Consider the following 25847-nt stretch of genomic DNA (forward strand, 5'->3'; position numbering starts at 1 on the left):
TGGTCAGCGTGCCGACCCGACGCTCAAGTGCCGAACGATTGACGCAACGCATCGATTCCAGAAAACCAAGATCAAGCGCCATGCCCGGATTGCGCGGCAAGCCGATGTCAGCATCTGACACAGCATGCACCACACGCACACTCGCGCCGCTGCCCTCATGCATTTCCATTGCCAATCCCACCACAAGGCCCACCAGATAAGCGGCCACGTGCCGCGATTGAGGTCACAGCCATACAGCCGCCTTGAATGAAAGGAGGCATTATATATGTGATAATGTCAACATAATTCATGTTATAATTCTCACATTCATGCGGCGAAAAATGCAAAACCTTGTACTGCCCAGGCCAACTTGTTAGGTCTCTGACATCCAGCAACAATGGAGTCTTCCGGTGGCGAGAGCCGGCTCAGCAAAAGCGCAGCGTATGGAGCGCCTCCAGGCAGAGCTGGCACAGGGCCGGGCGTTGCACATCAGCGCTGTCTCCAAACTCCTGGAGGTCTCCGAGATGACGGTGCGTCGAGACATCCAGCAGAACCCAGGCAAACTCGGGTATCTCGGCGGTTATGTGGTGCCACGCGGCATGTTCGAACCAGAGAACTCCTATACGCTCGATATGGCTGCCGACCAGCAGCGCGATGCCAAGCGACGGGCCTGCGAAATCGCCCTGCGCCATGTCCGCGCCGAAGAGACCATCTTCATCGACTGCGGCACGACCCTGATCGAGTTGGTCGACCTCATCCCTAACGACATGCGGCTTACCGTCGTCTGTTACGCGCTCAACGTTGCCGAGCGGCTGGCACACAAACCGAATGTGACGCTCGTGATGCTCGGCGGCGTCTACTATCCCGCGTCCGCTACCTTCTTCGGTCCAGAGGCGCTGGCCACCATCTCGTCGCTGGGAATAAATGTGGCACTGTTGTCTGCTGCCGGTTTCGATTGGGCGCGAGGCGCGACCTGCGCGCATTTTCACGAGGCCGAGATAAAACGGAAGGTCATGGCCACTGCCAGCCGCAATATTCTCGTCATCGACACCAGCAAGATAGGCAGATTGCGCTCCGTCCTGTTCGCAGAAAGCACGAGCTTCGACGCGATCGTCACCGAACTCAGTGGGGATGAGACCTCACAGCACCCCGCGTCATGAGATAACTAGACCGGTCGAGTTGTTCATCAGGGCCAGCCGGTCGAGCGACACCCTTGCATTTGAGACGCCGCCGGCCGGCTTGAAGCCGACGGGAGAGACGGCCTGCTGGTGATGACGTCGGCAACCGCCATCGTTGCCACCATCGAGGCGCGCGAGACATCGCGCTGACATGGAGACTTCTCCAACGATCTGCTTCATCAGGAGCCCAGGATCGTCCGGCGGAACAGCCGCGCGTAGCGGCCGCCATCGACCGCCAGGGCAACATCGACAGGCTGCCCAAGGCTTGCGCCGTTCAATTCGGATTCGCCGCGATGGGCGCGGCGGTCGACGAGCGTCTGGCCGCGCGAACGCGATCCATCGGTGCACACGCTGACCGGAAACCGCTGCGTCGTCAGGCCTTCGGGGTCGATCACGGCACAGACCGCGCCGGCATCGCCGAGTGCCGCAATGGTTCCCGACGGGATGCGTTTCTGGCCAGCATCCTTCACCGCAAGGTGCCGGAAGAGCTTCGCGCACAGCTGCGCGCTCTGCACGCTGGATGTCTCCAGCGCAAACACGTCATCTTCGGATACCGCGGCACTGTAGAAGACGTCGAGGCCATACATCATCGTCGGAATGCCACTGTCGACGACGATCGCCGCCGCCTCGGGGTCGGCCCAGGTGTTGAACTCGGCGACCGGGGTGGCATTGCCGACGCTGGCGCTGCCTCCCATGAAGACGATCCTGTCGAGCCTGGCGGCAACGTCGGGATACATCCGGATGAGCAGCGCGACATTGGTCAGCGGTGCAAGGGCGATCAGGACGGGCGGCGTCGGGCTGGCCAGAATCTGCTGGCGCATGAGTTCGACGGCATGCATGTCGCTGGCGTTTGATGCCGGTGCTTCGAGTTCCAGCCCGGCCAATCCGTTGTGACCGTGGACATGCGCCGCGTTGCGCGGTGCCGCAATCAGCGGACGGGAGGCACCGCGGGCAACGGGGACGTGTGCCGCACCGGCGACGGACAAGACGGCGCGGGTGTTGCGATAGACATCGTCGAGCGGCGCGTTTCCGGCCACGCAGGTCACCGCACGCAGGTTGAAACCCGGGTGAAGGGCCGCAAAAACGAGCGCAAGGGCGTCGTCGACGCCGGTGTCGACGTCGACCAAGATTTCAATCGGCTGCGGCATCACTCAGTGCTTTCCATGGCTTCGGCGACATCCTCGATCAGCGGCTGGTCGAGGAAGTCTATGGTCAATGTCTCGAACGACCTGCCTCTATAGGCGAATTCGCCGGAATATTCGTTCGATACCCGGTCGGCGGCATCCTTGCCTATGTCGATGCCCCAGAACGACAGATGCGCGGCAGTTGTCGGAATGCGCACCGCCCCTACCCTCTGGCGGCCATGCAGGAGCACGAGCTCGGCAGAATGGCCCTGCCGGTTGTGCAGGGCAAATCCGGCCTCGCATGTTCCCGCCGGCAGCGGGGCATCGGCGACGCAGGTGGTACGGCGGCCAAGCTGGACATGTTCGAACACCAGGCGGCCGTCCTTCACGTAGAGCGTGTACCCTCCCCTCCGGTCGCCGCTCGCGACCAGGACGCCGCCCTCTGCCAAGGCCCGATCTCGGAACGAGGCGGTCACGAGCATGGATCGCTCCGAACCGGCGATCATGCTGCTGATCGGCACGTGGCTCTGGCCCGGTCGGAAGACCAGCCTGTTGCGCGACATCAGGCCGATCGGCGGCCGGGCGCGCAACAGCTGCACTAGCGTGCGGTCGTCGAGCGGCAGCACGTTGTTCGCCTCCGCCTCCTGCCACCAGCGGCCGATCATCTCCTTCAAGCGCTCGGGCTCGTCATCGGCACGATCCCTGGACTCCGAAAAATCGCCCTCGGTGTCGTAGAGCCGCCAGTCGTCATCGTCGTAGGCGACGCCTTGCCTGTGTTCGGTTACCGCGCGCCAGCCCTCGTGCCAGATGGCGCGGTGGCCGAGATTTTCCCAGTACTGGGTCGCACGCGGCGCAGGCACGTCGGTCGCAGCAAAGGTCGAGGCGATGCTGCGGCCATCGCATGGCAGCGGATGATCGAGCCCCGCCAAGGACATGATTGTCGGTGCAAGATCGATCACATGGGAGAACTGCGTCCTGACCTCGCCTGTCGTGCCGATGCCCTTGGGCCAGGAAACAACCATGGGCGAACGCACGCCACCGAGGTCGACGTGCTGCTTGTAGCGGCGGAACGGCGTGTTGCCGGCCATGGCCCAGCCTTGCGGATAGTGCGCGCCGCCGTGACGGGTGCCGATCTGGTCGAGATGCTTGAGCTGTTCCTCGACGCTCTGCGGCAGGCCGCTGTAAGGCGCGTTGGTGTCGACAGCGCCATCCTTGCCGCCTTCGCGGCTGGCACCATTGTCGGACATCACGATGATCAGCGTATTGTCGAGCTCGCCCAGCCGTTCCAGTTCGTCGACGAGGCGGCCAAGATGGACGTCGGTGTGCTCCAGGAAGCCGGCATAGGCGGCCTGAAGATGGGTGTAGAGCAGCTTCTGGTCGGCCGAAAGCGAGGCCCAGGCGTCGACCTCGTCGTTTCGGGGCGCCAGTTCCGCGTCCTGCGGCGCAATACCCAATTCCTTCTGCCGCAACAGGCGGTCTTCACGCGTGGCGTCCCAGCCTTTGGCGAACACGTCGACATAGGGCTCGATGAAGGACCGGGGGGCCTGGAAGGGCGCATGCGTGGCGCCGAAGGCCAATTGCAGGAAGAAGGGTTCCTCGTCGCGGAAGACCGTATGGTCGCGGACATAGGAGATGGCCCGGTCAACCAGATCCTCGGTAAGGTGATAATCCTCGCCGAATTCGCGATCGACCTGGTGATTGTCTTCGCAAAGCTCGGGTGTGATCTGGTCGGTGCAACCGGGCAGGAAACCGTAGAAGCGGTCGAAGCCGCGGCCGAGCGGCCAGTTGTGGTAGGGGCCGGCCGGCGAGATTTCATGCGACGGCGTCAGATGCCACTTGCCGACGAGATAGCTGCCATAGCCCTGCTCGCGCAACATCGCCGGCAACAGGGCCACGTCGCGGTCGATGCTGCCGCGTGAATTGGGAAAGCCGGTATCGGTGTCCGACAGGAAACGCATGCCAACTGCATGGTGATTGCGGCCGGTCAGCAGGCAGGTGCGTGTCGGCGAACACAGCGGCGTGACGTGGAAATTGGTATAGCGCAGCCCGCGCGCAGCCAGCCGGTCGATGGTTGGCGTGCGTATCTCGGAACCGAAGCAGCCGAAATCGGCCCAGCCTGTGTCGTCCAGCACGACAACGACGATGTTCGGCTTCTGCTCCTTGTGATTGCAGCTCGTCGGCCACCAGGGCCTGGATTCCGCGACGGTCCGACCGATATGGCCGGGAAACTTGTCATGTTTCATTGCTGTTCCTCGAAATCAGAAAATCGCCGTGCGTGCACCGAGGTCGGCAGTACATCGAAAGCCGAGATGGCTCGAGGCTGCATCGACGGCATTGGAAGTTCGTCCCGAGACGCGGTAGCGGTTGCAGTAGCTGCGGTGGCAGAGATAGGAGCCGCCGCGCATCGCCTTCAGCTGCGGCCGGTCCTTCGACCAACTGTCCGCAGTCCACTCCCACACATTGCCGACCATGTTGAAGAGGCCATAGCCATTGGGCTCGAACGCATCGGCCGGGGCCGTCGACAGGAAGCCATCTGCTGCGGCGTTGTCCATGGGGAAGCGCCCCTGCCAGATGTTGCAGCGATGCCGGCCGTCATCCAGGAGCTCATTGCCCCAGGGATAGATCTTGCCTTCGAGGCCGCCACGGGCGGCGATCTCCCATTCGACTTCCGTCGGCAGCCGCTTGCCGCGCCAGGCGGCGAAGGCCGCGGCGTCATTCCAAGAGACGTGCACGACCGGATGATCGCCGCGATCGCGCCAGTGCGATCCAGTGCCGTCGGGCGTCGACCAATTCGCCCCCTTCACCGGCAACCACCATTCCGGCGAGCCGGTCTGCAGCGACAGGACATCCCGTTCGGCACCTGGATGCAGTTGCGCGTAGAAGACGAACGACCAGCCGATCCGCTCCGCTTCCGTCTCATAACCCGTCGCATCCACGAAGCTGGCAAAATCGCTGTTCGTCACGGCGGTCCTGTCGATCAGGAAGCCGTGGCAATCGACAGTTCGGCATGGCCCTTCGCCGTCTTCGGGATATGCCTCCGGCCCATCATAACCGACCCGCCGGATGCCGGCGGGAATGGCAGCCATGTCCGAGCTGTCCAGACTGCGGGACATAACCTTGGGCTGTCGCATCGGGATCGGCTGCTCCTCGCTTTCCCGGACTGGTAAACAACACGACATCAAGGCGTTTCCTGGTGACGCTTGGATTCTGGGCTCCAAAGCATGGTCGGATTATTTGACAAAGGCTGGATGCCGGCCAATACATTTAGGCTTGAAGGCAATTCCAATTGGTTATGAGCCGGGCATCCCCCATGTCGTTCGAAGTCCCCAACCTCACCTTGCTCAAGCACTTCATCATGGTTGCCGAGGACAAGGGAATCTCGAAGGCGGCGAAGCGCCTGCGCATCTCACAGCCGGCCCTTTCGAAGAACATCAAGCGGCTTGAGGAGATGCTCGGGACACGGCTCTTCGAAAGGCATTCCGGCGGCGCCGACCTGACCCAGACGGGACAGGCCTTCTTCAACCGGGCCCAGATCATCGGGCTCGAATACGAGCACGCCGTGCAGGAAATCCGAAACCTGCTGTCCGAACAGGACGCGACCATCCGGGTGGCGGCCGGGCCGATCTGGTCGTCGACCATACTCCCGGCGGCGGCTTCCCGTTTCCACAAGCGCTTTCCACGCCATCGCCTGTCGGTGCAGACCGGTTCGGTCGACCAGTTGATCGAGGATCTGAGGCTCGGGCGCGTCGACATCTTTGCAGGCGCCGTGATCGCCAAGAGCAGGCTGCCTGGCTTCACGTCGCGGCGCGTCGCCAAGGCGCAGCTCGGCATCATGTGCGCGGAGCATCACCCGCTCGCCCGGATCGAAGGCCCGGTCGATCCCAAGGAGCTCGTCAGCTACCCGTTCGTGTCGTTCAACCTGAACAGGGACGTGCTGAAGACGCTGTCCGACTGGCTCAAGGAACGCGGCGCGCCGCCTCCCCGCTACCTTCTCGAAACCAGCTCGATCTACACCTGCGCGGAACTGGCACGCTCGGGCGACTACCTGTTCTACGAGTCGACGATGGTGGCGAGCAGCCCGATCGGACACGGACTGAAGGTGCTCAAGACCGACAAGGAAATCTTCCAGTACGATTTGGGCTTCGTGTTTCGCCAGGGCATGGACCGGCTGCCGCCGCACAGCGGCCTGATGAAGGCCATGGTAGAGGTGTTCGAGAACAGAGGCCTGCGCAACCTGCCGAGCGCCGCCGAATAGGCGGCGCTCCCCGATCGTCAGTCGATGTCGCCGCTGGGCGGCACGATCTCGCGGTCGTCGCCGAGTTCGATCACCAGCCGGTGGAGCTTGCCCGTGAACGGGAACTCGCCTGCGATCGCATCGCACACCGGCGGCATGCCGCTTCGCCCGATGAACATGGGCGCAAGGGAAATGCGCAGCAGCGTCTGGTGCTCACGCTCGCCGGTTTGCCGCTTACCGTTTACAACAAGCGCGCCAATGCCCTTGAGAAGGCCGGTCTTGCGGTATTCGAAGCCGAGCGTGATGGCACCGAACTCACTTAGCCGCTCCGAAGCCAGTCGCGTGATGTCACCGCAATGGTTGTAGACGTAGTTGAGCCTGCCATCCTTCAGATAGAGGACGTAGCCGCTGCCGCAGTTTCCGTAGCTGACCAACGTGCCTTCCGACTGCTGGTCGATCATCACCTCGGCGGTGATGCGATGCGACGTGTCCTGGGTCAGCGGCGCTGCCGACGAGGGGACGGATTCGAGCTGCGGGTAGAAGACATATCTGCCGCGCGCGCGGATGGAGTCCGGCTTTGCCTTGGCGCGGAAGCGCACCTCACGGTCGTCGAGGGGCATCACGTCATACCGCCCGGCCTCCGCCCACCAGCGCTCGGTCATTTCGCGCAGCTTGGCCGGATGGTCATCCGCCAGGTTTCGGGTCTCGTTGAAATCCTCGTCCAGCTTGTAGAGCTCCCAGTCGTCGAGCTCGAAGTCGTCGCCCCGCTTGTGCTTAGTGACCGCCTTCCAGCCCCTGTGCCAGATGCCGCGATGGCCGAACATTTCGAAATACTGGACGTCCTTGCGCGACTCTGCTTCCGGGGCGTCGAAGGTGTAGGCAAAGCTCGTGCCATGGACGGGCATCTGGGCTACGCCCCTGTAGACCTCGGGCGCCTCGACACCGCAGATCTCGAGTACCGTCGGGGTGATGTCGACGACATGATGGAACTGGTGGCGGATGCCGCCCTTGTCGGCAATCCGCGCCGGCCATGACACGATCATCGGGTCGCGCACGCCGCCGCCATGGGTGAAGGACTTGAACAGCCGCAGCGGGGTGTTGCTGGCCTGGGCCCATCCCCAGGGATAGTTGCTGAAGCTGCGCGGCCCGCCGATCTCGTCGATCGCAGCGAGATTTCGCTCGAACGACTCCGGTATCTGGTTGAAGCGTCGGAGCACGTTGGTCGTGCCCTCGGGACCGCAGTCAATCGACGCGCCGTTGTCGGAGATGACCACGATCAAGGTGTTGTCGAGCTTTGCGCTGGCCTCCAGGAAATCGAGCAGCCGGCCCAGTTGCTCGTCGGTGTATTCGAGGAAACTGGCATAGGCCCGCTGCAGCCTGGCGGCAACCTTCCGCTGGTCGGCCGACAACAGGTCCCAGTCTTCCACTCCCGGAGCATCCGGCGGCAGTTCCGTCGAAGCCGGAACGAGGCCCATCGCCTTCTGCCGTTCGAGCCGCCGTTGCCGGATGACGTTCCAGCCCTGGTCCCAGACGCCCTCGTATCGGTCCATGTAGGCCTTCGGCACCTGATGCGGGAAGTGCCCGGCCGAGAAGGCGAGGTTCAGGAAGAAAGGAGTGTCGGGCGCCAGCGAGACGTGGGCGCCGAGCATGGCGATCGACTTGTCGACCAAATCGGCGGTCAGATGGTAGCCTTCCTCCGGTGCATTTGGCTGCGCGACGGCGTGGTTGTCTTCCACCAGCTCGGGATAATACTGGTCGGTGCTGCCGTTCATGAAGCCGTAGAAACGGTGAAAGCCACGACCGAGCGGCCATTGGTCAAACGGTCCGACGGCGGTGATCTCGTCGGTTTGTGCGACATGCCACTTGCCGACGGCAAAATTGGCGTAGCCGACGCCGCCCAGCATTTCGGCAATGGTGGCGGCGCGATGCGAAATCGATCCGCGTCCGTTCTGGTAGCCGAAGTCGAAATTGGCAAGGCAACGCATGCCGACCGCGTGATGGTTGCGCCCCGTCAGCAGGCAGGCCCGCGTCGGCGAACACATCGTGGTCGTGTGGAAATTGCTGTAGCGGAGCCCCGCCTGGGCGAGCCGATCGAAATTAGGCGTCCGTATCTCTGATCCGAAACAGCCAAGGTCGGCGAAGCCGACATCGTCGAGGATGACGTAGATGACATTGGGGCTGCCGGGCGCGGGCCTGGGCCTGGTTTCAAACCAGTTGTCCGACTCGTGATAGGTGCGGCCAACGCGGCCGGGGGTGCGGTCTCTAGACATGAGCGCCTCGGAACATCGGGTAAATCGGAGATGCCGCATCTCGCCGATCATGCCGCATCCGTTGAATCTTGACCCGACCTGCCCACCGGCAGGCCGGGCCTGTGGCCACTACATGGCCACGCCAGGATCCCAGCGAATGATCCACTTCTCAAGCATCGAGACGATGGCGAAGCCGGTGATGGCAATGACCGAAGCCGTCAGGATCGTTGCAAACAAGCGCGGGGCGTTGAAGTCGAACATGCTCTGCAGCAGGAGATAGCCGATGCCCTTGTTGGCGCCGATCCATTCGCCGACGATCGCGCCGAGCACGCACATCGTCACCGAAATCTTGAGCGCCGAGAAGATGTAGGGCAGCGCGCTGTAGACCCGCACGCGGAGGAAGACCTCGGTCTTCGAAGCGGAGAGCACGCGCATCAGTTCGAGCAGTTGCGGATTGACCGCGCGGAAGCCGCGAACCGAGTTGACCAGGGTCGGGAAGAAGCAGATCAGCGCTGCGATGACGATCTTCGGTTCGATGCCGTTGCCGAGAATGATCTTGAGCACCGGCGCAATCGCCACGATCGGGATCGTCTTGATCAGGATCGCGACGGGATAGAACATCTCCTCGACGACCTTGTTGTAAACGAAGGAAACGGCGACGAGCAGCGCCACTGTATTGCCGAGCAGGAAGCCGAAAAACGCCTCCGTGATCGTCGGAACGGCTGCCTCGAGCAACAGCGGCAGATCCCGCGATACCGCGCCAGCTACGTCGGTCGGTGCCGGCACCAGGTAGGTCGGCACTTTGAACAGGACGATGATCAGTTGCCAGATGATCAAGGTAAGAGTGAGCCCCAGCATGGCCATGCCGAGAGCCCGCGCAGCATCGGGGCTTGGGAAGATGCTCCAGATGCGCGGCAATGGCGCGGCTGTGGTACCGACTGAACGATCGATGCTCATGGCTTATCCAGCTCCCAGCATGTCGCGCAGCCTGGCGACGTAACGGCCCAGTTCCGGGGCGTCCTTCAAGGCGAGGTCGCGTTCCGCAGGAAGATCGACCTCCAATATCCCGCCAATCCTCGATGGCCGACGGCTCATGACGACGACGCGCTGCGACAGGAAGACGGCTTCCTGAAGCGAATGGGTAACGAAGACGATCGTCATCCCGCTCTGCTTCCAGATGCGCAACAGCTCGACATTGAGCGTGTCGCGCACCAACTCATCGAGCGCCCCGAATGGCTCGTCCATCAACAGGACTTTCGGGCGGGTAACCAAGGCGCGCGCAATCGAGACACGCTGGCGCATGCCGCCCGAGAGTTCCGAAGGCAGCGCATCCTCGAAGCCCTCCAACTCGACGAGCTTCAGCGCTTCGCGCGGATCCATGAAGTTGCCGGTCTTCGGATTGGCCCCGCCAACCTCGAACGGCAGCCGCACGTTGTCGATGACCTTGGCCCAGGGCATCAGCACGGATTGCTGGAACACCATGGAGAAGGTGCGCGCCGCGCGTGCCGACGAGGTCGTCCCGGCAAAAATGCTGACCTTGCCTTCCGACGGCTCGATGATGTCGGCGATCGTCCGCAGCAACGTGGACTTGCCGCAGCCCGAATGCCCGATCAGCGAAATAAATTCGCCTTCGTGGACCTTCAGCGAGACATTGTCGATCGCACGCACGGCCTTCGAGCTGCCGCCGAACGTCACCGCCACGTTGTCGATGTCGATGGCAACCCTGGCGGGGGCGATGCCTGCCGTGCCGGTATCAGCGGTCGTCGCCGCATGCGCCATGGCGTTCACCGCTTCGTCCTCTGCGCCGCAACAAGGACACGGTCGTCGAACACGTCGTCGGCCGTGAGTTCCGGCTTGATCTCGCCGATCCTGGCATAGGTCTGCAGCGTCGCGTTCCAGCGGTCCTTGCTGATGTTGGCAAAGCCGTGTTCGCGCGTTTCATCGGTGTAGATGAAATCGGCCACGATCACCTTCAGGGAGGCAAGTTCCTTGTCCTTTTCGATGGCGCTCGACATCGAGGCCACCATGTCGATGGCTTCCTCGGGATTGTCGGCCGCATAGGCCCAGCCCTTGTCGCAGGCCTCCAGGAACTTCGCCAGCATGTCGCTGTCGGACTCGATCAGGTCGGTGCGGGCGATGTAGTAGTTGGACTGGAACTGCAGCCCGTTGTCCCAGATGCTCTGGGTGTTGTAGCCGCCGGCATGCTGCAGGACGGGAGCGTTCTGGGCAACATTGGTCGGCCAGGAGGCGACAACATCGACCTGATCCTGGAGGAGGCCGGGTATCTGGGCCTGGATGAAGGTGATGTCCTCGAACTTCAGGCCACTGTGGTCGAGAACCGCCTTGACCTGGGCGGTTGCACCCTGGCCTGCGCCGATACGCTTGCCCTTCCAGTCGGCGACCGTCTTGATGTTGGCTTCACCGAGCGAATAGAAGGTCAGCGGCGCCTTTTGGAAGGCTGCGCCGAAGGTCTTGATCGGCAGTCCCTGGTTTGCACCATACATGATCTCGGGCGCATAGGTGGTGGCGATCTGCGCCACGCCCGACAGTGCCTCTTGCACCGTATTGGAGTTCGGTCCGCCTGGAAGGATCTCCACGTCCAGGCCCTTTTCTGTGAAATAGCCCTTCTTCAAGGCCACGATTTCACCGGCGGAAGCTGCATTGTAAAGCCAGGCGAGTTGCAGTTTGACCTGCTTCTGCTGAGCATGCGCAGGAACCACGCCCCCAAGCCCCAACGAGGCGAGCGGCATGATGCTGGCGGCTGCCAGAAGTGAACGTCGGCTGATCATCTTTATCCTCCAATCAGACAAGCGCAACGACCTAATCTCGGCGAGGATAGACCGCGTCCAGCGGCTCCACACCATAACATGCTTCTGCGAACTCATTCCATGTGGTTATGGTCGCCACCACGCGCCGAAGCGCGCGAAGAATGCGTCTGGAGGTCGCCCGCACAGCGAAAACCCAGATGGCTCGACGTGGCGCCAAAATGGTTGCAGGTCCGGGCTGCAACCCGATAACGGTCGCAATAGCTCGCGTGGCAAAGATACGAACCGCCGCGCATTGCCATCAATCCGGGTGCCTCGTTCGACCACGGCGAAGCAGTCCACTCCCATACATTGCCGAGCATGTTGTAGAGGCCGAAGCCGTTGGGCGGAAAACTCCGCGCCGGCGCTGTCGCGAGGTAACCGTCGTCGGCCGTGTTGTTGAGCGGAAAGCGCCCCTGCCAGATGTTGCACATGTGGCGCCCGCCAGGATGGAGGCCGTCGCCCCAGGTGTAGACGGCCCTCTGCAGGCCACCCCGCGCCGCCGCTTCCCATTCAACTTCCGTGGGCAGGCGCTTGCCGACGAAGCCGGCAAAGGCGGCGGCGTCATTCCACGAGACATGAACGACGGGATGATCGCGCAACCCATGCAGGGAGGAGCCTTCCCCATCAGGCGCGTGCCAGCAGGCGCCGCGAACAGGGAGCCACCACTCCGGCGCGCGCGCGTCTGCGCCCGCCACGACAGCGGCCTCCGGGTGCGCCTGGGCGATGAAGACGAACGACCATCCGAGACGCTCTGCCTCCGTGACATAACCGGTGGCACTGACGAACGATGCGAAGGCCTCGTTTGTCACCGCGGTCTTGTCGATGAGAAAAGCGGGCAGATCGACATACCTCACCGGCCCCTCCCCGTCATCGGGATTGGCGAAAGCCCGGTCCTCGCCGAGCAGCCAGCTCCCAGCGGGGATTCGCGCCATGTCCGGATGGCCGCCCGCCGCAAGCGAGACGGGAGCAGAGATTTGTTCCTGGGGACGATCGACTGCGGACCGACCCGGAGTGCAACAAGCCATGACGCGGTCCTGTCGAAAAACTGGGATCGTGGAATTTGACTCTTTCTCGATAACACGTAAAGGTAGGACGTCCTACCTCTTGGAGGAAAGAACGATGTCAGGATCTGCCACCGAGCGCGTCATGCAGTACATTCGCCAGCAAAAGCTGGTCGCAGGAGATCGCCTGCCCGCGGAAGTGGACATTTCGCGGATACTCGGCCTCAGCCGCAATTCTCTGCGTGAAGCCTATGCCGACCTGATGGCCAAGGGCCTGCTCAAGAACAAGCACGGCGTCGGCACGTTCATCGCCAACCCGCCCATTCTCAACGCCCTGACAGGCTCGGCCGGGTTCTGGAACCTGATCGAAAAGGCGGGCATGAAAGCGTCCTTTCGCGAGGTCCTGCGCGATCAGGTGATCGCCCCCAAGGAGATCGCCGTCATCTTTGGCCTGGCGGCAGAGAAGCCAACCCAGCGCCTGCGCTGGCTGTTCCTGGCCAACGACCAGCCATGCATTCTCGTCGACCATTATCTGGCACGCAGCATTCCGCCGAGTGCCTTCAACCAGACCACCGAGCATGACGCACTCGCTGCCATCGCGCCGTTCACGGTCGTCGATGGCGCGTCGCTGTCGACACGCACGTCGGCGATCAACGCGACCGACGAAATCGCCGAACTGCTTCAGGTCAACGAGGGAGACGCGCTCCTGTGGAGCACAGCCCTCGTGCACTCGGGCGACGGCAGCGTGCCGCTGGCCTCGCGCTCGTGGATGGTCCCCCACCTTCTCAACAGCCATCAGGTGATGGCTCTCTCTCCCGTTCATTTCCAGGGCAATGCAGCCCCTTCGCCGGAGGACGAACCGAAATGACCCGATTTACCAAGACTGCCCTCGGCCTTGCGTCCAGCCTGTGGCTGTTCTCGGCACAAATGGCCGGGGCGCAGACCCTCCAACCCGTACGCTTCGGCGTCGACGCCTATACCACCGGCTCCCAGATCTGGGTCGCCAAGGAAAAAGGCTTCTTCGAGAAGGAAGGGATCGATCCGCAGATCACCACCTTCGCCACCGGCGTCGAGGCGATCGACGCACTGCTGATCGGCCGCGCCGACATGGCGGTGGGGCTCGACTTTCCGATCGTCTCGCGCATCCAGGGCGGCAAGCTGACCGTGCTTGCCGGGATTTTTCATTCGACGCCGGGCTTCCACAAGCTGGTCGTCAGCAACGAGATCAAGGAAGCCAAGGACCTGGTCGGCAAGAAGCTGGGCATTGCCGCCGGCACGGCTCAGCACCTGGTCACGATGAAATACCTCGAAGAGAATGGCATCGCCGAGGACAAGGTCGAGATCGTCGGCTTCACCAGCCTGCTCGAAATCGTCGCGTCCCTCCGCTCCGGCCGCATCGACGCGGCATTCGTCTGGGCCGACGGCACTCAAAAGTCTATCGATGGCGGCGAGCGCTACGTGCTGACCGACGACGCGGCCGCCAAGCGCAACAGCAGCGCGTATATCGCTGCCCAGACCGATTTCACCGAAAAGCACCCCGAACTGACGGTGGCGACGCTGCGTGCGCTCAACGAGGCAAGCGCTTTCATCACGGCCAACAAGGACGAGGCTTCAGCCATCATCGCCAAGAATACGCGCGCGCCGCGCGACACCGTGCGCGAGCTTCTCAACTACAACGAGTTCGCGCTGGCGCTGACGGACTATGAGCGTCGCGGCTTCCAGGAAGTTGCGGACTTCCTCGCGAAGACCAAGTCCCAGCCAGTGACCTTCGAAACGGGCGTCAACCCGAGATACCTGAAGGAAGCGGCCCCCGACCTGGTCAAGCTGGATAATTGAGCGATACGACCATGACAAACAGCCCAACAAGCGAGACCCCTCCGACGCCGGCGGTGGTCTTCGACAAGGTCGGCATGGCCTATCCCGGCCAGAAGGCCGGCAGCGAACTGATCCTCGCCAACCTCTCGGTTACCGTGCCGCAGGGAGAATTCTTCGTGCTCGTCGGCCCCAGCGGCTCGGGCAAGTCGACCTTGCTGAAGATCGTCGCCGGCACCGAGAAGCAGACCGAGGGTCGCGTCCTTGCCAATGGCAACGTCATCGACGGACCGGACCGCCGGCGCGGCATGGTGTTCCAGTCGATCGAGGAACCGTTGTTCCAATGGCTGACGGTCGCGGAGAACATCGGCTTTGGGCCCAGCGTGGCCGGCAAGTCGCGTTCCGAGTGCCGGACAATCGCGCAGCATTACATCGACCTCGTCGGCCTGCGCGGACACGAGGCAAAGTTCCCGCACGAACTGTCGGGCGGCATGAAGCAGCGCGTGCAGATCGCCCGCACCCTTGCCGCCGAACCGGAACTGATCCTGTTCGACGAGCCGTTCGCCGCGCTCGACGCGCTGACGCGCCGCGTGCTGCAGAAAGAACTGACGCGAATCTGGCGCGAGACCGGTTGCACGATGGTCTATGTCACGCACGATATCCGCGAAGCGGTGCTGCTCGGCCAGCGTGTCGCCGTCATGAGCCGGGGACCGCGCGCCAACATCACCCGCGTCTACGACATCGACCTGCCCTACCCGCGCGACGACCTCGACAGCCGTTTCGCCGACGCCGTGAAGGCGATCGAGGGCGACATCGAAAGGGAGGCGGCTTCGCAATGGGAGCAAAACTGATGCCATCCTATGCATGGTCGGCGCTGAGCGTCGCCACCGTTCTGATCGTCTGGCAGATCGCCTCGACCTGGCTGGTCGACCCGATGTTCCTGCCCGCCCCGATGGCAGTCCTCAAGGGCGCCGGGCAGATGCTGGAAGAAGGCACGCTCAGCCAGTCGGTGCTGGTGTCGATGATGCGCATTCTGTCGGGCTGGCTCGTCGGCAGCGCCATCGCCATACCGATCGGCCTTGCGGTCGGCGTCTCGCCGGTGGCCCGTCACCTGGTCGACCCGTTCATCCACTTCTTCCGCTTCGTTCCGGCGATCGCGCTGGTGACGCTGTTCATCATCTGGTTCGGCGTGGGCGAGATGTCGAAGATCATCCTGATCGCCTACGCGACGGCCTTCATCGTGATGGTCAACACGGCAAGCGGCGTGTCCTCGATCTCGCAGGACAAGCTGAACGCCGCGCGCTGCCTTGGCGCCAACGAACGACAGGTCTTCTTACGGGTGATGATCCCGGCCTGCCTGCCCTCGATCTATGTCGGCATGCGGCTGGCGCTTGCCTCGTCCTTCCTGGTGATCGCGGCGGCCGAAATGCTCGCCGCCGACGCGGGCCTCGGATACATCATCTGGACCTCGCGCCTCTACTTCCAGGTGGACTGGATGTTTGCCGCCATCATCGTGCTCGGCCTCCTGGGTTTCGCCACTGACCGCCTGTGGCGGCTCCTCGGGCGCACCTTGCTCAAGCGCTATTTGCGCGGCGTCACAGGCTATTGATCCAATCGGGCCGGACCTGGCCTCACTTGGGTCCGGCCGTCATCTCTCAGACTTGGGACTGGTTTCATGACTTCCGAATTTCGCGGACGCATTGGCCGTACGCACCACGAATCCGCACGCGACTACGCAGACATCCCGACAGGCCCGGCTGGCAAGCCGAACGTGATCTATGTCGTGCTCGACGACGTGGGCTATTCAGATCTCGGCTGCTTCGGCTCGTCCATCGATACGCCGAATTTCGATTCGCTCGCCAACAACGGCCTGCGCTACAGCAATTTCCATACGACGACGCTGTGCTCGCCGACGCGCGCGTGCCTTCTCACCGGGCGCAACCATCACTCCGTCGGCATGCGCTATCTCGCGAACGCCGACATGGGCTGGCCCTCCGGCCGCGGCGCGATCAGCCATCGCGCGGGAACGCTGGCCGAGATGCTCAAGCAACAAGGCTACGCGACATATGCAGTCGGCAAGTGGCACCTCGCGCCGACCGAGAACGCCAATGCTGCCGGCCCCTTCGACCAGTGGCCGCTCGGGCGCGGTTTCGAGCGTTTCTACGGCTTCATGAACGGCAGCACCGACCAGTTCCACCCCGAACTCTGCCAGGACAACCAGCAGGTTTCGCCGCCGGCGACGCCTGAACAGGGCTACCACCTGTCCGACGACCTTTCGAACCGGGCGGTGCGCTACATCGCCGACAAGATGGCAATCTGGCCGGACAAGCCGTTCTTCCTCTACCTTTGCTACGGCGCCGGGCATTTCCCGCACCAGGCGCCCGAGCCGGCACTGGCAAAATACCGCGGCCGCTTCGCCGATGGCTGGGACGAGGAACGCGTCCGCAGGCTGATCAAGCAAAAGGCGATGGGGCTGGTGCCCGAAAGTACCGAACTGCCCCAGCCGAACCCCGGCGTGCGCGCCTGGGAGGAGCTTGCCGCAGATGAGCGCGAAGTGTCGGAGCGCATGCAGGAGGCCTATGCGGCGCTGCTCGACCACACCGACGCTGCGTTCGGCAAGCTGCTCGATTTCCTCGACCGCACCGGCATCCGCGACAACACGATCATTGTCCTCATCTCCGACAACGGGGCCTCCACCGACTGCGACCCGGACGGCACGACGAACGTGCTGCGCTGGTTCAACCGCTTGCCCGAGGACTATTCGGTCTCGGGCGAGCGCATGGCCGAAATCGGCTCGGCGCGCAGTTCCGGCAACTACCCCTGGGGCTGGGCACAAGCCTCCAACACCCCGCTCAAGCTCTACAAGAGCTTCACCCATGGCGGCGGCGTGCGCGATCCCATGATCTTCTCCTGGCCTGCCGGCATCGCCGACAAGGGCGGGATTCGTGCACAGTTCACCCATGTCACCGACATCACGCCGACAATCATGCAGCTTTGCAATGTCGCCGCGCCCGAGACGATCAACGGCGTGGCGCAGATGCCGATCCACGGCGAGAGCTTCGGCTATTCGTTCGATGCGCCCGATGCGGCAACCGAAAAGCAGTCGCAGTACTTTGAAATGTACGGGCATCGCAGCATCTGGCACCGCGGCTGGAAGGCGGTGACGCAACACAAAGCCGGAAGCGATTTCGACAACGAGCACTGGGAACTCTACCACCTCGACGAAGATTTCTCTGAGCTTCGCGATCTCTCGGTGGAAATGCCGGAAAAGCTGGCCGAGATGAAGGAGCGCTGGTGGGCGGAGGCCGGTCGCTACGGCGTCATGCCGCTCGACGACAGCGACGTGCTGTTCAAGCCTCCCTACCGGCCCGGCGCGCCGCGCTGGCGCAACGAATGCAGCTTCTTCCCGCCGACCTCCTCCATCCCGGCGGAGGCAGCGCCGATGACCCAGGATGTCTCGCATCGCATCACGATCCAGATCGAGCGCGACGATGCGAACCAAGGGGGCGCGCTGGTCTGCTTCGGCAGTTGCCACGGCGGCTATGCCATCGACATCATCGATAACCGGTTGGTTTACACCTACAACTACGCCGGTTTTGAAGTCAGCCGCATCGTTTCGGACCTAGAGATCCCGCTCGGTGCAGCGACCATCGCCTTCGAGTTCGAGAAGACGGGGACGCTCAAGGGGCGCGGCAGCCTGATCGTCGATGGGCGGCCGGCAGGCTCGCACCTATTCGAACGGACACTGCTCAGGCTTTCGCTGTCACCCCTGATGTTTGGGCGCAGCAATGCCGAGCCGGTCGACCCGAAGCGACGGACGAACCCGGATTTTGCCGGGCGGATCATGCGTATCGACTACGCCATCGGCCAGGATCGCGACGTCATGCCGGCGAGCCTGGATGTGGATTGACCAACTTAGGGGCTAAAGCACCACGCAGCTTGCGAGATCGCATTCGTTCCGAAAGGCGGGCGCAGTCCCTGTGCCCGCCACCGTCTAGAGGCCGCGGGCGATGACGAGGCGCTGCACCTCGCTGGTGCCCTCGTAGATCTGGCAAACACGCACGTCGCGATAGATCCGCTCGACCGGGTAATCCGCGAGATAGCCGTAGCCGCCATGGATCTGGATCGCCGCAGAGCAGACCTTTTCCGCCATTTCGGAAGCGAAGAGCTTGGCCATGCTGGCTTCGGTCAGGCAGGGCTTGCCCGTCTCGCGCAGCATGGCCGCGCGGAGCATCATGAGCCGCGCCGCGTCGATCTGCGTGGCCATGTCGGCCAGCCTGAAGGCCACCGCCTGATGCTCGATGATCGGCTTGCCGAAGGTGATGCGCTCCTTTGCATAGCTCAACGCCGCCTCATAGGCGCCGCGCGCCATGCCTACAGCCTGCGCGGCGATGCCGATGCGGCCGCCCTCGAGGTTAGAGAGCGCGATCCTGTAGCCGTCGCCTTCGGCGCCCAACCGGTTCTCGACCGGCACCCGCATGTCGGCGAAGGCCAGCGCGCAGGTGTCCGAACTGTGCTGGCCCAGCTTGTGCTCGACCGAGACGACCTCGTAGCCCGGCGTGTCGGTCGGCACTATGAAGGCCGAGATCCCCTTCTTGCCCGCTGCGGGATCGGTCACCGCAAAGACGATCACCACCGAGCCGTTTCGGCCAGAAGTGATGAATTGCTTGGCGCCGTCGATGACGTAGTGGTCGCCCTCGCGTCGGGCGTGTGTCTTCAAAGCCGATGCGTCCGATCCCGCCTGCGGCTCGGTGAGGGCGAAGCCGCCAATCCATTCGCCGCTCGCCATCCTGGGCAGGAAGCGTGTTTTTTGTTCTTCGGTCCCGAAACGCAGGATCGGCGTGCAGCCTACGGAACTGTGTACCGACACGATGGTCGAGCACGCCCCATCCGCCGCCGCGATCTCTTCCAGCGCCAGCGCATAGGCGACCATGCCGGTTTCCGAACCGCCATACGTCTCGGACACCAGCATGCCAAGAAACCCCAACTCCCCCATCTCGGTCAGTTCGGCACGCGGAAAGGCATGGTCACGGTCGCGTTGCGCCGCACCGGGCAGCAGCCGCTCCTGTGCGAACTGTCGAACAGCCTCGCGGATCTGTTCCTGTTCCTCGGTGAGCATCAGATCATCCTTTCGATGGCGACGGCCGTGGCCTCGCCGCCGCCGATGCACAGCGAGGCAACGCCGCGCCTTTGCCCATGGCTTTCCAGCGCTGCCAGCAGCGTGACCAACACTCGCGCGCCCGAAGCGCCGATGGGATGACCCAGCGCACAGGCGCCGCCATGGATGTTCACCACCTCATGCGGCAGGCCCAGGTCGCGCATCGTCGCCATGGCGACCACGGCGAAGGCCTCGTTCACCTCGAACAGGTCGAAATCGCCGAGTTGCGTCCCGGTCCGCTCAAGCAGCTTGCGGATGGCGCCAATGGGCGCGGTCGGGAACAGGTTCGGCCTGTCGGCATAAGTGGCATGGCCAAGGATACGCGCACGGGGGGTCAGCCCGCGCCGCTCTGCTTCCGAGGCGCGCATCAACACCAGCGCAGCCGCCCCGTCCGAAATCGAGGAAGAATTCGCCGCCGTCACCGTTCCGCCCTCGCGGAATGCAGGCTTCAGCGTCGGGATCTTGTCGATCCGCGCCTTGCCCGGCTGCTCGTCGACGCTGACGACGGCCACGCCGGCGCGCGACGCCACCGATACCGGCGCGATTTCGGCCGCGAAACGTCCTTCGGCGATTGCCGCCTGGGCCCGGGTCAGTGATGCGATGGCGAACGCGTCCTGTTCCTCGCGGGTAAACTGATATGCCCCGGCGCAATCTTCGGCGAAGGTGCCCATCAGCCGACCCTTTTCGTAGGCGTCCTCGAGCCCGTCCAGAAACATGTGGTCCAGCACCTGGCCATGCCCCATGCGATAGCCTGCGCGCGCCTTGGGCAGCAGATAGGGCGCGTTCGACATGCTCTCCATGCCGCCCGCGACAACGATTTCGGCGGAACCGGCCTGGATCGCGTCATGGCCCAGCATCACCGCCTTCATGCCCGAACCGCACATCTTGTTCACCGTTGTCGCCCCCGCGCCCAGCGGCAGCCCGGCCTTCAGCGCTGCCTGCCGCGCCGGAGCCTGGCCCTGGCCGGCCGGCAGGACGCAGCCCATGATGATTTCCTGCACCGCGCCGGGCTCCAGCCCATTCAGGGCAGCCGTGATGGCGGTGGCGCCCAGCGTTGGGGCATCGACGCCTGCGAAATCGCCCTGGAAACCACCCAACGGGGTGCGGGCCAAGCCGGTGATGACGATCGGGTCCTTGTCCATGATGATCTCCTTACTTTGGCGGGTGGTCACTATCGCGATCCTCGCACGAAAATTGAGCTGAGCCTCGGGTGAGTTTGAGAGCTGCGGTCATGCGATCGCCGATCGCTGACGATATTCGCAGATCTCAAATATGCAGCGCATGGCCCAAGGCACGCAGGCTGGCCTCGTGCAGGGCCTCGCCACGTGTCGGATGGGCGTGAATGGTACCGGTGATGTCCTCGATCAGGGCGCACATTTCCAGCGCAAGCGCGAAGCCGCCGGCCATCTCGGCCACACCGGCGCCGACCGCCTGGATGCCCACAACCTCGTGCGTATCTTCACGTGCGGTGACGCGGATGAAGCCCGCCTCGTCATCGGCAGTCATCGCCCGGCCATTGGCGGCGAAGGGGAAGAGACCGCTGATAACCTTCTGTCCCTTGGCGTGGGCCTCGTCGGGCGACAGGCCAACAGTGACAATCTCGGGATCGGTGAAGCAAACCGCCGGAATGGCGCGCTTGTCCCAGACGCGAAGCTCACCGGCGATAATTTCAGCGACCATCTCGCCTTGCGCCATGGCGCGGTGGGCCAGCATTGGATCACCTGTAACGTCGCCGATGGCGCAGACGCCGCGCATTGAGGTGCGGCAACCGTCATCCACGGCAATGAAGCGGCCTTGCATGTCGAGTCCCAGACCCTCAAGGCCGAAACCGTCGATAACCGCCGTGCGGCCCGCGGTGACCAGCACCTTGTCTGCCGCGATTTCCTGCCGGCCATCAACCGTTGCCAGCGTCACGCGGCCATCTGCAAAGCCTTCGGCATTCGCGTCGGTCAGCACCGTGACGCCCAGTGCCTTGAGCCGTGCCGCCACGGGTCGGGTCAGTTCAGCATCATATTGTGGCAGGATGCGCGGCCCGGCCTCGATCACTGTCACGTCGGCACCGAGTTTTGCCATGGCGGTGCCGATTTCCAACCCGATATATCCGCCTCCGACCACGGCGAGACGCGACGGCACCTTCGACAACGAGAGAATGTCCGTCGACGACAGGACATCGCCGCCGAAAGGCAGGGCGGGGATCGACAGCGGCTGCGATCCGGTCGCGATGATCAGGTTCTCCGTCTGGATCCTGATCGGGCCATCGACGCCGTCGACCTCGACCGCCTTGCCGTCGATGATGCGCGCATGACCGTTGACGACACGCACCTTGGCCTTTCGCAGGAGGGCCGACACGCCGCCCGTCAGGCGATCGACGATCCCGTCCTTCCAAGCAACGGTGCGCGCGAGGTTAATGGTGGGCACGGATGTGGAGATGCCGAGCGCGTTCTCAGCCGAATGAGATCTCGCCGCGAAGAATGCGTCCGCTGCGTGGATCAGCGCTTTCGAGGGAATGCAGCCGACGTTCAGGCAGGTGCCGCCAGGCGCTTGTGCCTCGACGACAATCGTGTCCAGCCCCAACTGTCCGGCACGAATGGCGCAGACATAGCCGCCAGGCCCTGCCCCTATGACCAGGACCTTGCAAGTCTCTCGTTTCATGCCTCGTCCTCCATGAAGATCAGAGCTGGCGCTTCCAGCAATTGCTTGATGCGCTGGACGAATCTCGCGGCGTCCCAGCCGTCGATCACCCGGTGGTCGAAGCTGGCAGAGATGTTCATCATCTTGCGCGGCACGAACTGGCTGCCGTCCCACATCGGGCGAACGGCCATCTTGTTCACGCCAAGGATCGCCACCTCGGGGTGGTTGATGATCGGAGTGGTGGCAATCGCGCCAAGAGGTCCCAGCGAACTGATGGTGATGGTCGAGCCCGTGAGCTCGTCACGGGTGGCCTTGCCGGTGCGAGCCGCTTCGGCGAGCCGCCCGATCTCGCCAGCCGTGGCGTACGGGCCATAGGCCTCGGCATGGCGCAGGACGGGAACGACAAGCCCGCTGTCCGTCATCGTGGCGATGCCGATATGGACTGGATTGTGGCGCGTCACGATCCCGGCATCGTCATCGAAATGCGCGTTCATCTCGGGATGATCCACCAGGGCACGGCAACAAGCGGCGGCCATGAAGGGTAGCATCGTCAGCTTCGGCCGGGCCCCACGCGTGGCGTTCATCGTGGCGCGAAGTTCCTCCAGTGCGGTGACGTCGACCTCCTCCACCACGGTGATATGCGGGATGCGCGCATTGGCCAGAGCCATGCGGTCAGCGATCTTGCGACGCAGGCCGATAATGCGGATCGTCTCGCTTCCCTGGCGCCGTCCCCGGCCGGAACGCGGCACGGCGCCTGCGGCATCGGCCGTGGAAGACGCAAACACCGCATCCAGGTCTGCATTGACAATCCGTCCGGCCGGGCCGCTTCCACGCATTTGCCGAATATCGATCCCGGCCTTGCGGGCACGGGCACGAACCGCGGGGGACGCGAGCGGTGGCTGTCCTTCGGGACGCGGCGCGCTGGCCGTGCCGGCAGGCGGAGGGACGGAAGATTGGAGGGGTCGGGCCGCGGAAACCGGCGGATTCTCATCCCGCTCTGCCGATGCCGGTTTGGGCTCGGAGGCCGTCGCCAGAGGTACGGGAGGCGCCTTTTCAGACGAAGGCTCAGCCGAAACCCGGCTTTCTCCCTCATGCTCGATCGTGACAAGGACCGACCCGACCAGAAGCGTCTCGCCGATTTCGCCGCCCAGCGAGACGATGGTCCCCCCGAAGAGACTGGGAATCTCGACAGTCGCCTTGTCGGTCATCACCGCGGCGAGGACGTCGTCCTCGCGGATATGGTCGCCCGGCTTGACATGCCATTCGATCAATTCGACCTCGGCCACACCTTCGCCGACGTCAGGAACCTTGATGTTGCTGATGCCCATTTCAATCCCCCATGACCTGGACCAGCGCTCGGGCGATACGGGCTGGGCTCGGGAAATAATCCCACTCCTGGGCGTGCGGATAGGGTGCGTCCCACCCCGTCACACGCAGAAGTGGCGCGCGCAGGTGCCAGAAACAGGCCTCCTGAACCTCGGCGATCAGTTCGCCGCCAAAGCCGCCGGTGCGTGTTGCTTCGTGGACGACGACGCAGCGGCCGGTTTTCTCAACCGACGTGCGGATCGTTTCCACATCCAGCGGCAGCAGGGTCCGCAAATCGATGATCTCGGCATCGACGCCGGCTTCGGATGCGGCCGCCTCGGCGACGTGAACCATCGTGCCATAGGCGAGGACGGTGACATCGGAACCAGCACGGCGGATCTCGGCTTTGCCCAGCGGCACCGTGTAGTGACCTTCGGGTACCTCGCCCGCCGGATGAGATGACCAGGGAACCGACTTGCCGGAATGGTCTCCGAAAAAGGGGCCGTTATAAATGCGCTTGGGCTCAAGGAAGATCACCGGGTCGGGGTCTTCGATGGCGGAGATCAGCAGGCCCTTCGCGTCGTAGGGCGTGGCCGGGATCACCACTTTCAGACCGGCGACATGGGTGAACAATGCCTCGGGGCTCTGGCTGTGGGTCTGGCCTCCGAAGATGCCACCGCCCGTGGGCATGCGCACGACCAGCGGACAGGTGAACTGTTCGTTGGAGCGATGCCGCAGCCGCGCGGCCTCCTGGGTGATCTGGTCGTAGGCCGGAAAGACATAGTCGGCGAACTGGATCTCGACGCATGGCCGCATCCCCTGCGCGGCCATGCCGACGGCCAGACCAACGATGGCGCTTTCATTGATCGGGGTGTCGAAGACACGCTCCTCGCCATGGCGAGCCTGAAGCCCTGCCGTGCAGCGGAAGACACCGCCGAAATAACCAACGTCCTCGCCGAAGACGATGACCGATGGATCATCCATCAACTTCACGTCCATGGCGCTGCGAAGCGCCTCTATCATGGTCATTCGCGCCATGTCAGCACCCCATTTCCTGCCGCTGCCGCCGCAGATGCTCCGGCAAGTCGGCATAGACGCCCCGGAATATCTCGGCGGGCGAGATCGGCTGCGGATCGACAAAGGTGCCGTGGGCCTCGACCGCCTTCTGGATAGCGGTGACCTCGTCGAGAATCTCGGCTTCGGCCTGCACATGGCGTTCTTCCGACCAGTCGCCACGGACGATCAGGTGGGCCTTCAATCGCTCGACCGGATCGCCGAGGGGCCAGGCTTGCGCCTCGTCCTTCGGCCGGTAGGCCGTTGGATCATCCGAGGTCGAGTGAGCGGCGACGCGGTAAGTAAACCATTCGATCAAGACCGGACCGAATCCTTGACGGGCGCGGTCGATCGCCCAGCGCGACACGGCGGCCACCGCCAGGTAGTCATTGCCATCCACGCGCAAAGCCGGAATGCCGTAACCAAGTGCGCGCGCCGCATAGGTTTCGCTCTTGCCGGCCGCAGTTCCGGTATATGTCGAAATGGCCCATTGGTTGTTCACGACATTCAGAACGACGGGCGGCAGGTAGACCGAAGCGGACAACAGCGCACTGTGGAAGTCGTTGGAGGCGGTCGCCCCGTCGCCGATCCAGCCGGCCGCAATCTTGCCGTTGCCACGCAGGGCGCCGGCCATGGCCCAGCCCACCGCCTGCACATACTGCGTGCCCAGATTGCCTGAAATCGAGAAGAAGCCATAGTCGCGCGCCGAATGCATGATCGGCAGTTGGCGCCCCTTCAGAGGGTCGAGGTCGTTCGAGTACAGCTGCCCCATCAGCGATTCCAGCGGATAGTCCGCTGCGATCAGCAATGTTTGCTGGCGATAGGTGGGGAAGTTCATGTCCCCCCGTTCCAGCTGACGCTGAAAACCGCAGCCTATCGCCTCCTCTCCGGTGCATTGCAGGTAGAACGAGGTCTTGCCCTGACGTTGCGCATTCAGCATCCGCCGATCGACGGCGCGCATCTTCAGCATGTCGCGCAGGCCAAGCCGCAGTTGTTCGGCCGAAACGTCCCCCAGGTATTCCGCCCAGGGTCCAACGGCCCGGCTGTTTTCGTCCAGCACCCGGACCATGCCGACCGCAAAGGACCGGGCATCTTGAGCCTCGATGTCAAGGGGAGGCACGGGCAAGGCACCGGCCGGCGGCACGACAATGTTGGAAAAATCCGGCGGTTGGTCAGGACGCGCGGGCGGGCGCGGAAAACTGAGTTTTGCCGCGGTTATTTCGCGCCGCGCTGCCGGCAAGACAACAGGTTGCATCCTCTCCCCCATCGAACATCTGTCACGACGTCTTCTAGACTGAGGCCGCGCATATGTTTTG

At 63.5% G+C, this 25847-nt stretch carries 22 protein-coding genes; 7 read left to right on the plus strand and 15 right to left on the minus strand.

Features of this window, described 5'->3' with window-relative positions:
* Positions 1-389: 389 nt before the first annotated feature.
* Positions 390-1139 carry a DeoR/GlpR family DNA-binding transcription regulator gene (locus tag GGR00_RS04000; RefSeq protein ID WP_343065517.1) on the plus strand — a complete coding sequence of 250 codons (750 nt, stop codon included), beginning with the start codon at positions 390-392 and terminating at the stop codon, positions 1137-1139.
* Here GGR00_RS04000 and GGR00_RS04005 read toward each other — a convergent pair.
* The 4 genes from GGR00_RS04005 to GGR00_RS04020 are packed head-to-tail and all read right to left on the minus strand — an operon-like array spanning position 1134 to position 5367.
* Positions 1134-1310 carry a hypothetical protein gene (locus GGR00_RS04005; RefSeq protein WP_184698113.1) on the minus strand — a complete coding sequence of 59 codons (177 nt, stop codon included), beginning with the start codon at positions 1308-1310 and terminating at the stop codon, positions 1134-1136. The two genes, GGR00_RS04000 and GGR00_RS04005, sit on opposite strands and share 6 nt — an antisense overlap.
* Positions 1311-1336: 26 nt before the next feature.
* Complete coding sequence (locus tag GGR00_RS04010) at positions 1337-2305, minus strand: nucleoside hydrolase (protein ID WP_184698117.1); 969 nt, start codon at positions 2303-2305, stop codon at positions 1337-1339.
* Positions 2305-4524, minus strand: coding sequence for an arylsulfatase (locus GGR00_RS04015; protein ID WP_184698120.1), 2220 nt, complete (start codon positions 4522-4524; stop codon positions 2305-2307). Before GGR00_RS04015 ends, GGR00_RS04010 begins: the two co-directional genes overlap by 1 nt.
* 15 nt (positions 4525-4539) lie before the next feature.
* The gene (locus GGR00_RS04020) at positions 4540-5367 is read right to left on the minus strand and encodes a formylglycine-generating enzyme family protein (RefSeq protein WP_184698124.1); all 828 of its coding nucleotides are present in this window, start codon (positions 5365-5367) and stop codon (positions 4540-4542) included.
* Between the two features lie 224 nt (positions 5368-5591).
* Here GGR00_RS04020 and GGR00_RS04025 point away from each other — a divergent pair, with 224 nt between their 5' ends.
* Entirely contained in the window at positions 5592-6536 is a 945-nt protein-coding gene (locus tag GGR00_RS04025) for a LysR family transcriptional regulator (protein WP_055979193.1), read from the plus strand.
* Between the two features lie 17 nt (positions 6537-6553).
* Here the strand turns inward: GGR00_RS04025 and GGR00_RS04030 are convergent, their stop codons facing one another.
* The 5 genes from GGR00_RS04030 to GGR00_RS04050 form a co-directional block, all read right to left on the minus strand.
* On the minus strand, positions 6554-8785 hold the full coding sequence (locus tag GGR00_RS04030; protein ID WP_055979308.1) for an arylsulfatase: 2232 nt from the start codon (positions 8783-8785) through the stop codon (positions 6554-6556).
* 108 nt (positions 8786-8893) lie between these two features.
* Positions 8894-9721, minus strand: a complete 828-nt coding sequence (locus tag GGR00_RS04035; protein ID WP_055979189.1) for an ABC transporter permease — start codon at positions 9719-9721, stop codon at positions 8894-8896.
* A gap of 3 nt (positions 9722-9724) precedes the next feature.
* Positions 9725-10543, minus strand: coding sequence for an ABC transporter ATP-binding protein (locus GGR00_RS04040; RefSeq protein ID WP_184698923.1), 819 nt, complete (start codon positions 10541-10543; stop codon positions 9725-9727).
* A 5-nt stretch (positions 10544-10548) separates the two neighbouring features.
* Entirely contained in the window at positions 10549-11553 is a 1005-nt protein-coding gene (locus tag GGR00_RS04045) for an ABC transporter substrate-binding protein (RefSeq protein ID WP_055979186.1), read from the minus strand.
* Positions 11554-11645: 92 nt separating this feature from the next.
* A complete protein-coding gene (locus GGR00_RS04050) occupies positions 11646-12503 on the minus strand; it encodes a formylglycine-generating enzyme family protein (protein WP_055979183.1) in 858 nt (285 codons plus the stop codon).
* A 187-nt stretch (positions 12504-12690) separates the two neighbouring features.
* Between GGR00_RS04050 and GGR00_RS04055 the strand changes: the two genes are divergently transcribed.
* The 5 genes from GGR00_RS04055 to GGR00_RS04075 all read left to right on the plus strand — a co-directional run bounded on the left by GGR00_RS04055 (position 12691) and on the right by GGR00_RS04075 (position 18294).
* Positions 12691-13440, plus strand: coding sequence for a GntR family transcriptional regulator (locus GGR00_RS04055; RefSeq protein ID WP_162244947.1), 750 nt, complete (start codon positions 12691-12693; stop codon positions 13438-13440).
* Positions 13437-14408 (plus strand): ABC transporter substrate-binding protein, encoded by a 972-nt coding sequence (locus tag GGR00_RS04060; protein WP_184698128.1) that lies wholly within the window; start codon positions 13437-13439, stop codon positions 14406-14408. The genes GGR00_RS04055 and GGR00_RS04060 overlap by 4 nt, the downstream gene beginning before the upstream one ends.
* Positions 14409-14419: 11 nt before the next feature.
* Positions 14420-15235, plus strand: a complete 816-nt coding sequence (locus GGR00_RS04065; RefSeq protein ID WP_184698132.1) for an ABC transporter ATP-binding protein — start codon at positions 14420-14422, stop codon at positions 15233-15235.
* Entirely contained in the window at positions 15235-15993 is a 759-nt protein-coding gene (locus GGR00_RS04070) for an ABC transporter permease (RefSeq protein WP_184698135.1), read from the plus strand. Before GGR00_RS04065 ends, GGR00_RS04070 begins: the two co-directional genes overlap by 1 nt.
* A gap of 66 nt (positions 15994-16059) precedes the next feature.
* Entirely contained in the window at positions 16060-18294 is a 2235-nt protein-coding gene (locus GGR00_RS04075; protein ID WP_184698139.1) for an arylsulfatase, read from the plus strand.
* Positions 18295-18378: 84 nt separating this feature from the next.
* On the opposite strand, the gene GGR00_RS04080 is transcribed toward GGR00_RS04075, so the two are convergent.
* The 6 genes from GGR00_RS04080 to GGR00_RS04105 form a co-directional block, all read right to left on the minus strand.
* Positions 18379-19503, minus strand: a complete 1125-nt coding sequence (locus GGR00_RS04080; protein ID WP_377863425.1) for an acyl-CoA dehydrogenase family protein — start codon at positions 19501-19503, stop codon at positions 18379-18381.
* The gene (locus GGR00_RS04085) at positions 19503-20687 is read right to left on the minus strand and encodes an acetyl-CoA C-acyltransferase (protein ID WP_184117351.1); all 1185 of its coding nucleotides are present in this window, start codon (positions 20685-20687) and stop codon (positions 19503-19505) included. The genes GGR00_RS04080 and GGR00_RS04085 overlap by 1 nt, the downstream gene beginning before the upstream one ends.
* A gap of 121 nt (positions 20688-20808) precedes the next feature.
* Positions 20809-22194: a dihydrolipoyl dehydrogenase gene (gene lpdA / locus GGR00_RS04090; protein WP_055979162.1), complete on the minus strand. Its 1386-nt coding sequence runs from the start codon at positions 22192-22194 to the stop codon at positions 20809-20811.
* Positions 22191-23501: a dihydrolipoamide acetyltransferase family protein gene (locus GGR00_RS04095; RefSeq protein WP_055979160.1), complete on the minus strand. Its 1311-nt coding sequence runs from the start codon at positions 23499-23501 to the stop codon at positions 22191-22193. The genes lpdA and GGR00_RS04095 overlap by 4 nt, the downstream gene beginning before the upstream one ends.
* A 1-nt stretch (position 23502) precedes the next feature.
* The gene (locus GGR00_RS04100; RefSeq protein WP_055979158.1) at positions 23503-24516 is read right to left on the minus strand and encodes an alpha-ketoacid dehydrogenase subunit beta; all 1014 of its coding nucleotides are present in this window, start codon (positions 24514-24516) and stop codon (positions 23503-23505) included.
* 1 nt (position 24517) lies between these two features.
* On the minus strand, positions 24518-25786 hold the full coding sequence (locus GGR00_RS04105; protein WP_055979155.1) for a thiamine pyrophosphate-dependent dehydrogenase E1 component subunit alpha: 1269 nt from the start codon (positions 25784-25786) through the stop codon (positions 24518-24520).
* Positions 25787-25847 lie beyond the last annotated feature (61 nt).

This window comes from Aminobacter aganoensis, from assembly GCF_014206975.1.
In the GTDB taxonomy this organism is placed as follows: Bacteria; Pseudomonadota; Alphaproteobacteria; order Rhizobiales; family Rhizobiaceae; genus Aminobacter; species Aminobacter aganoensis.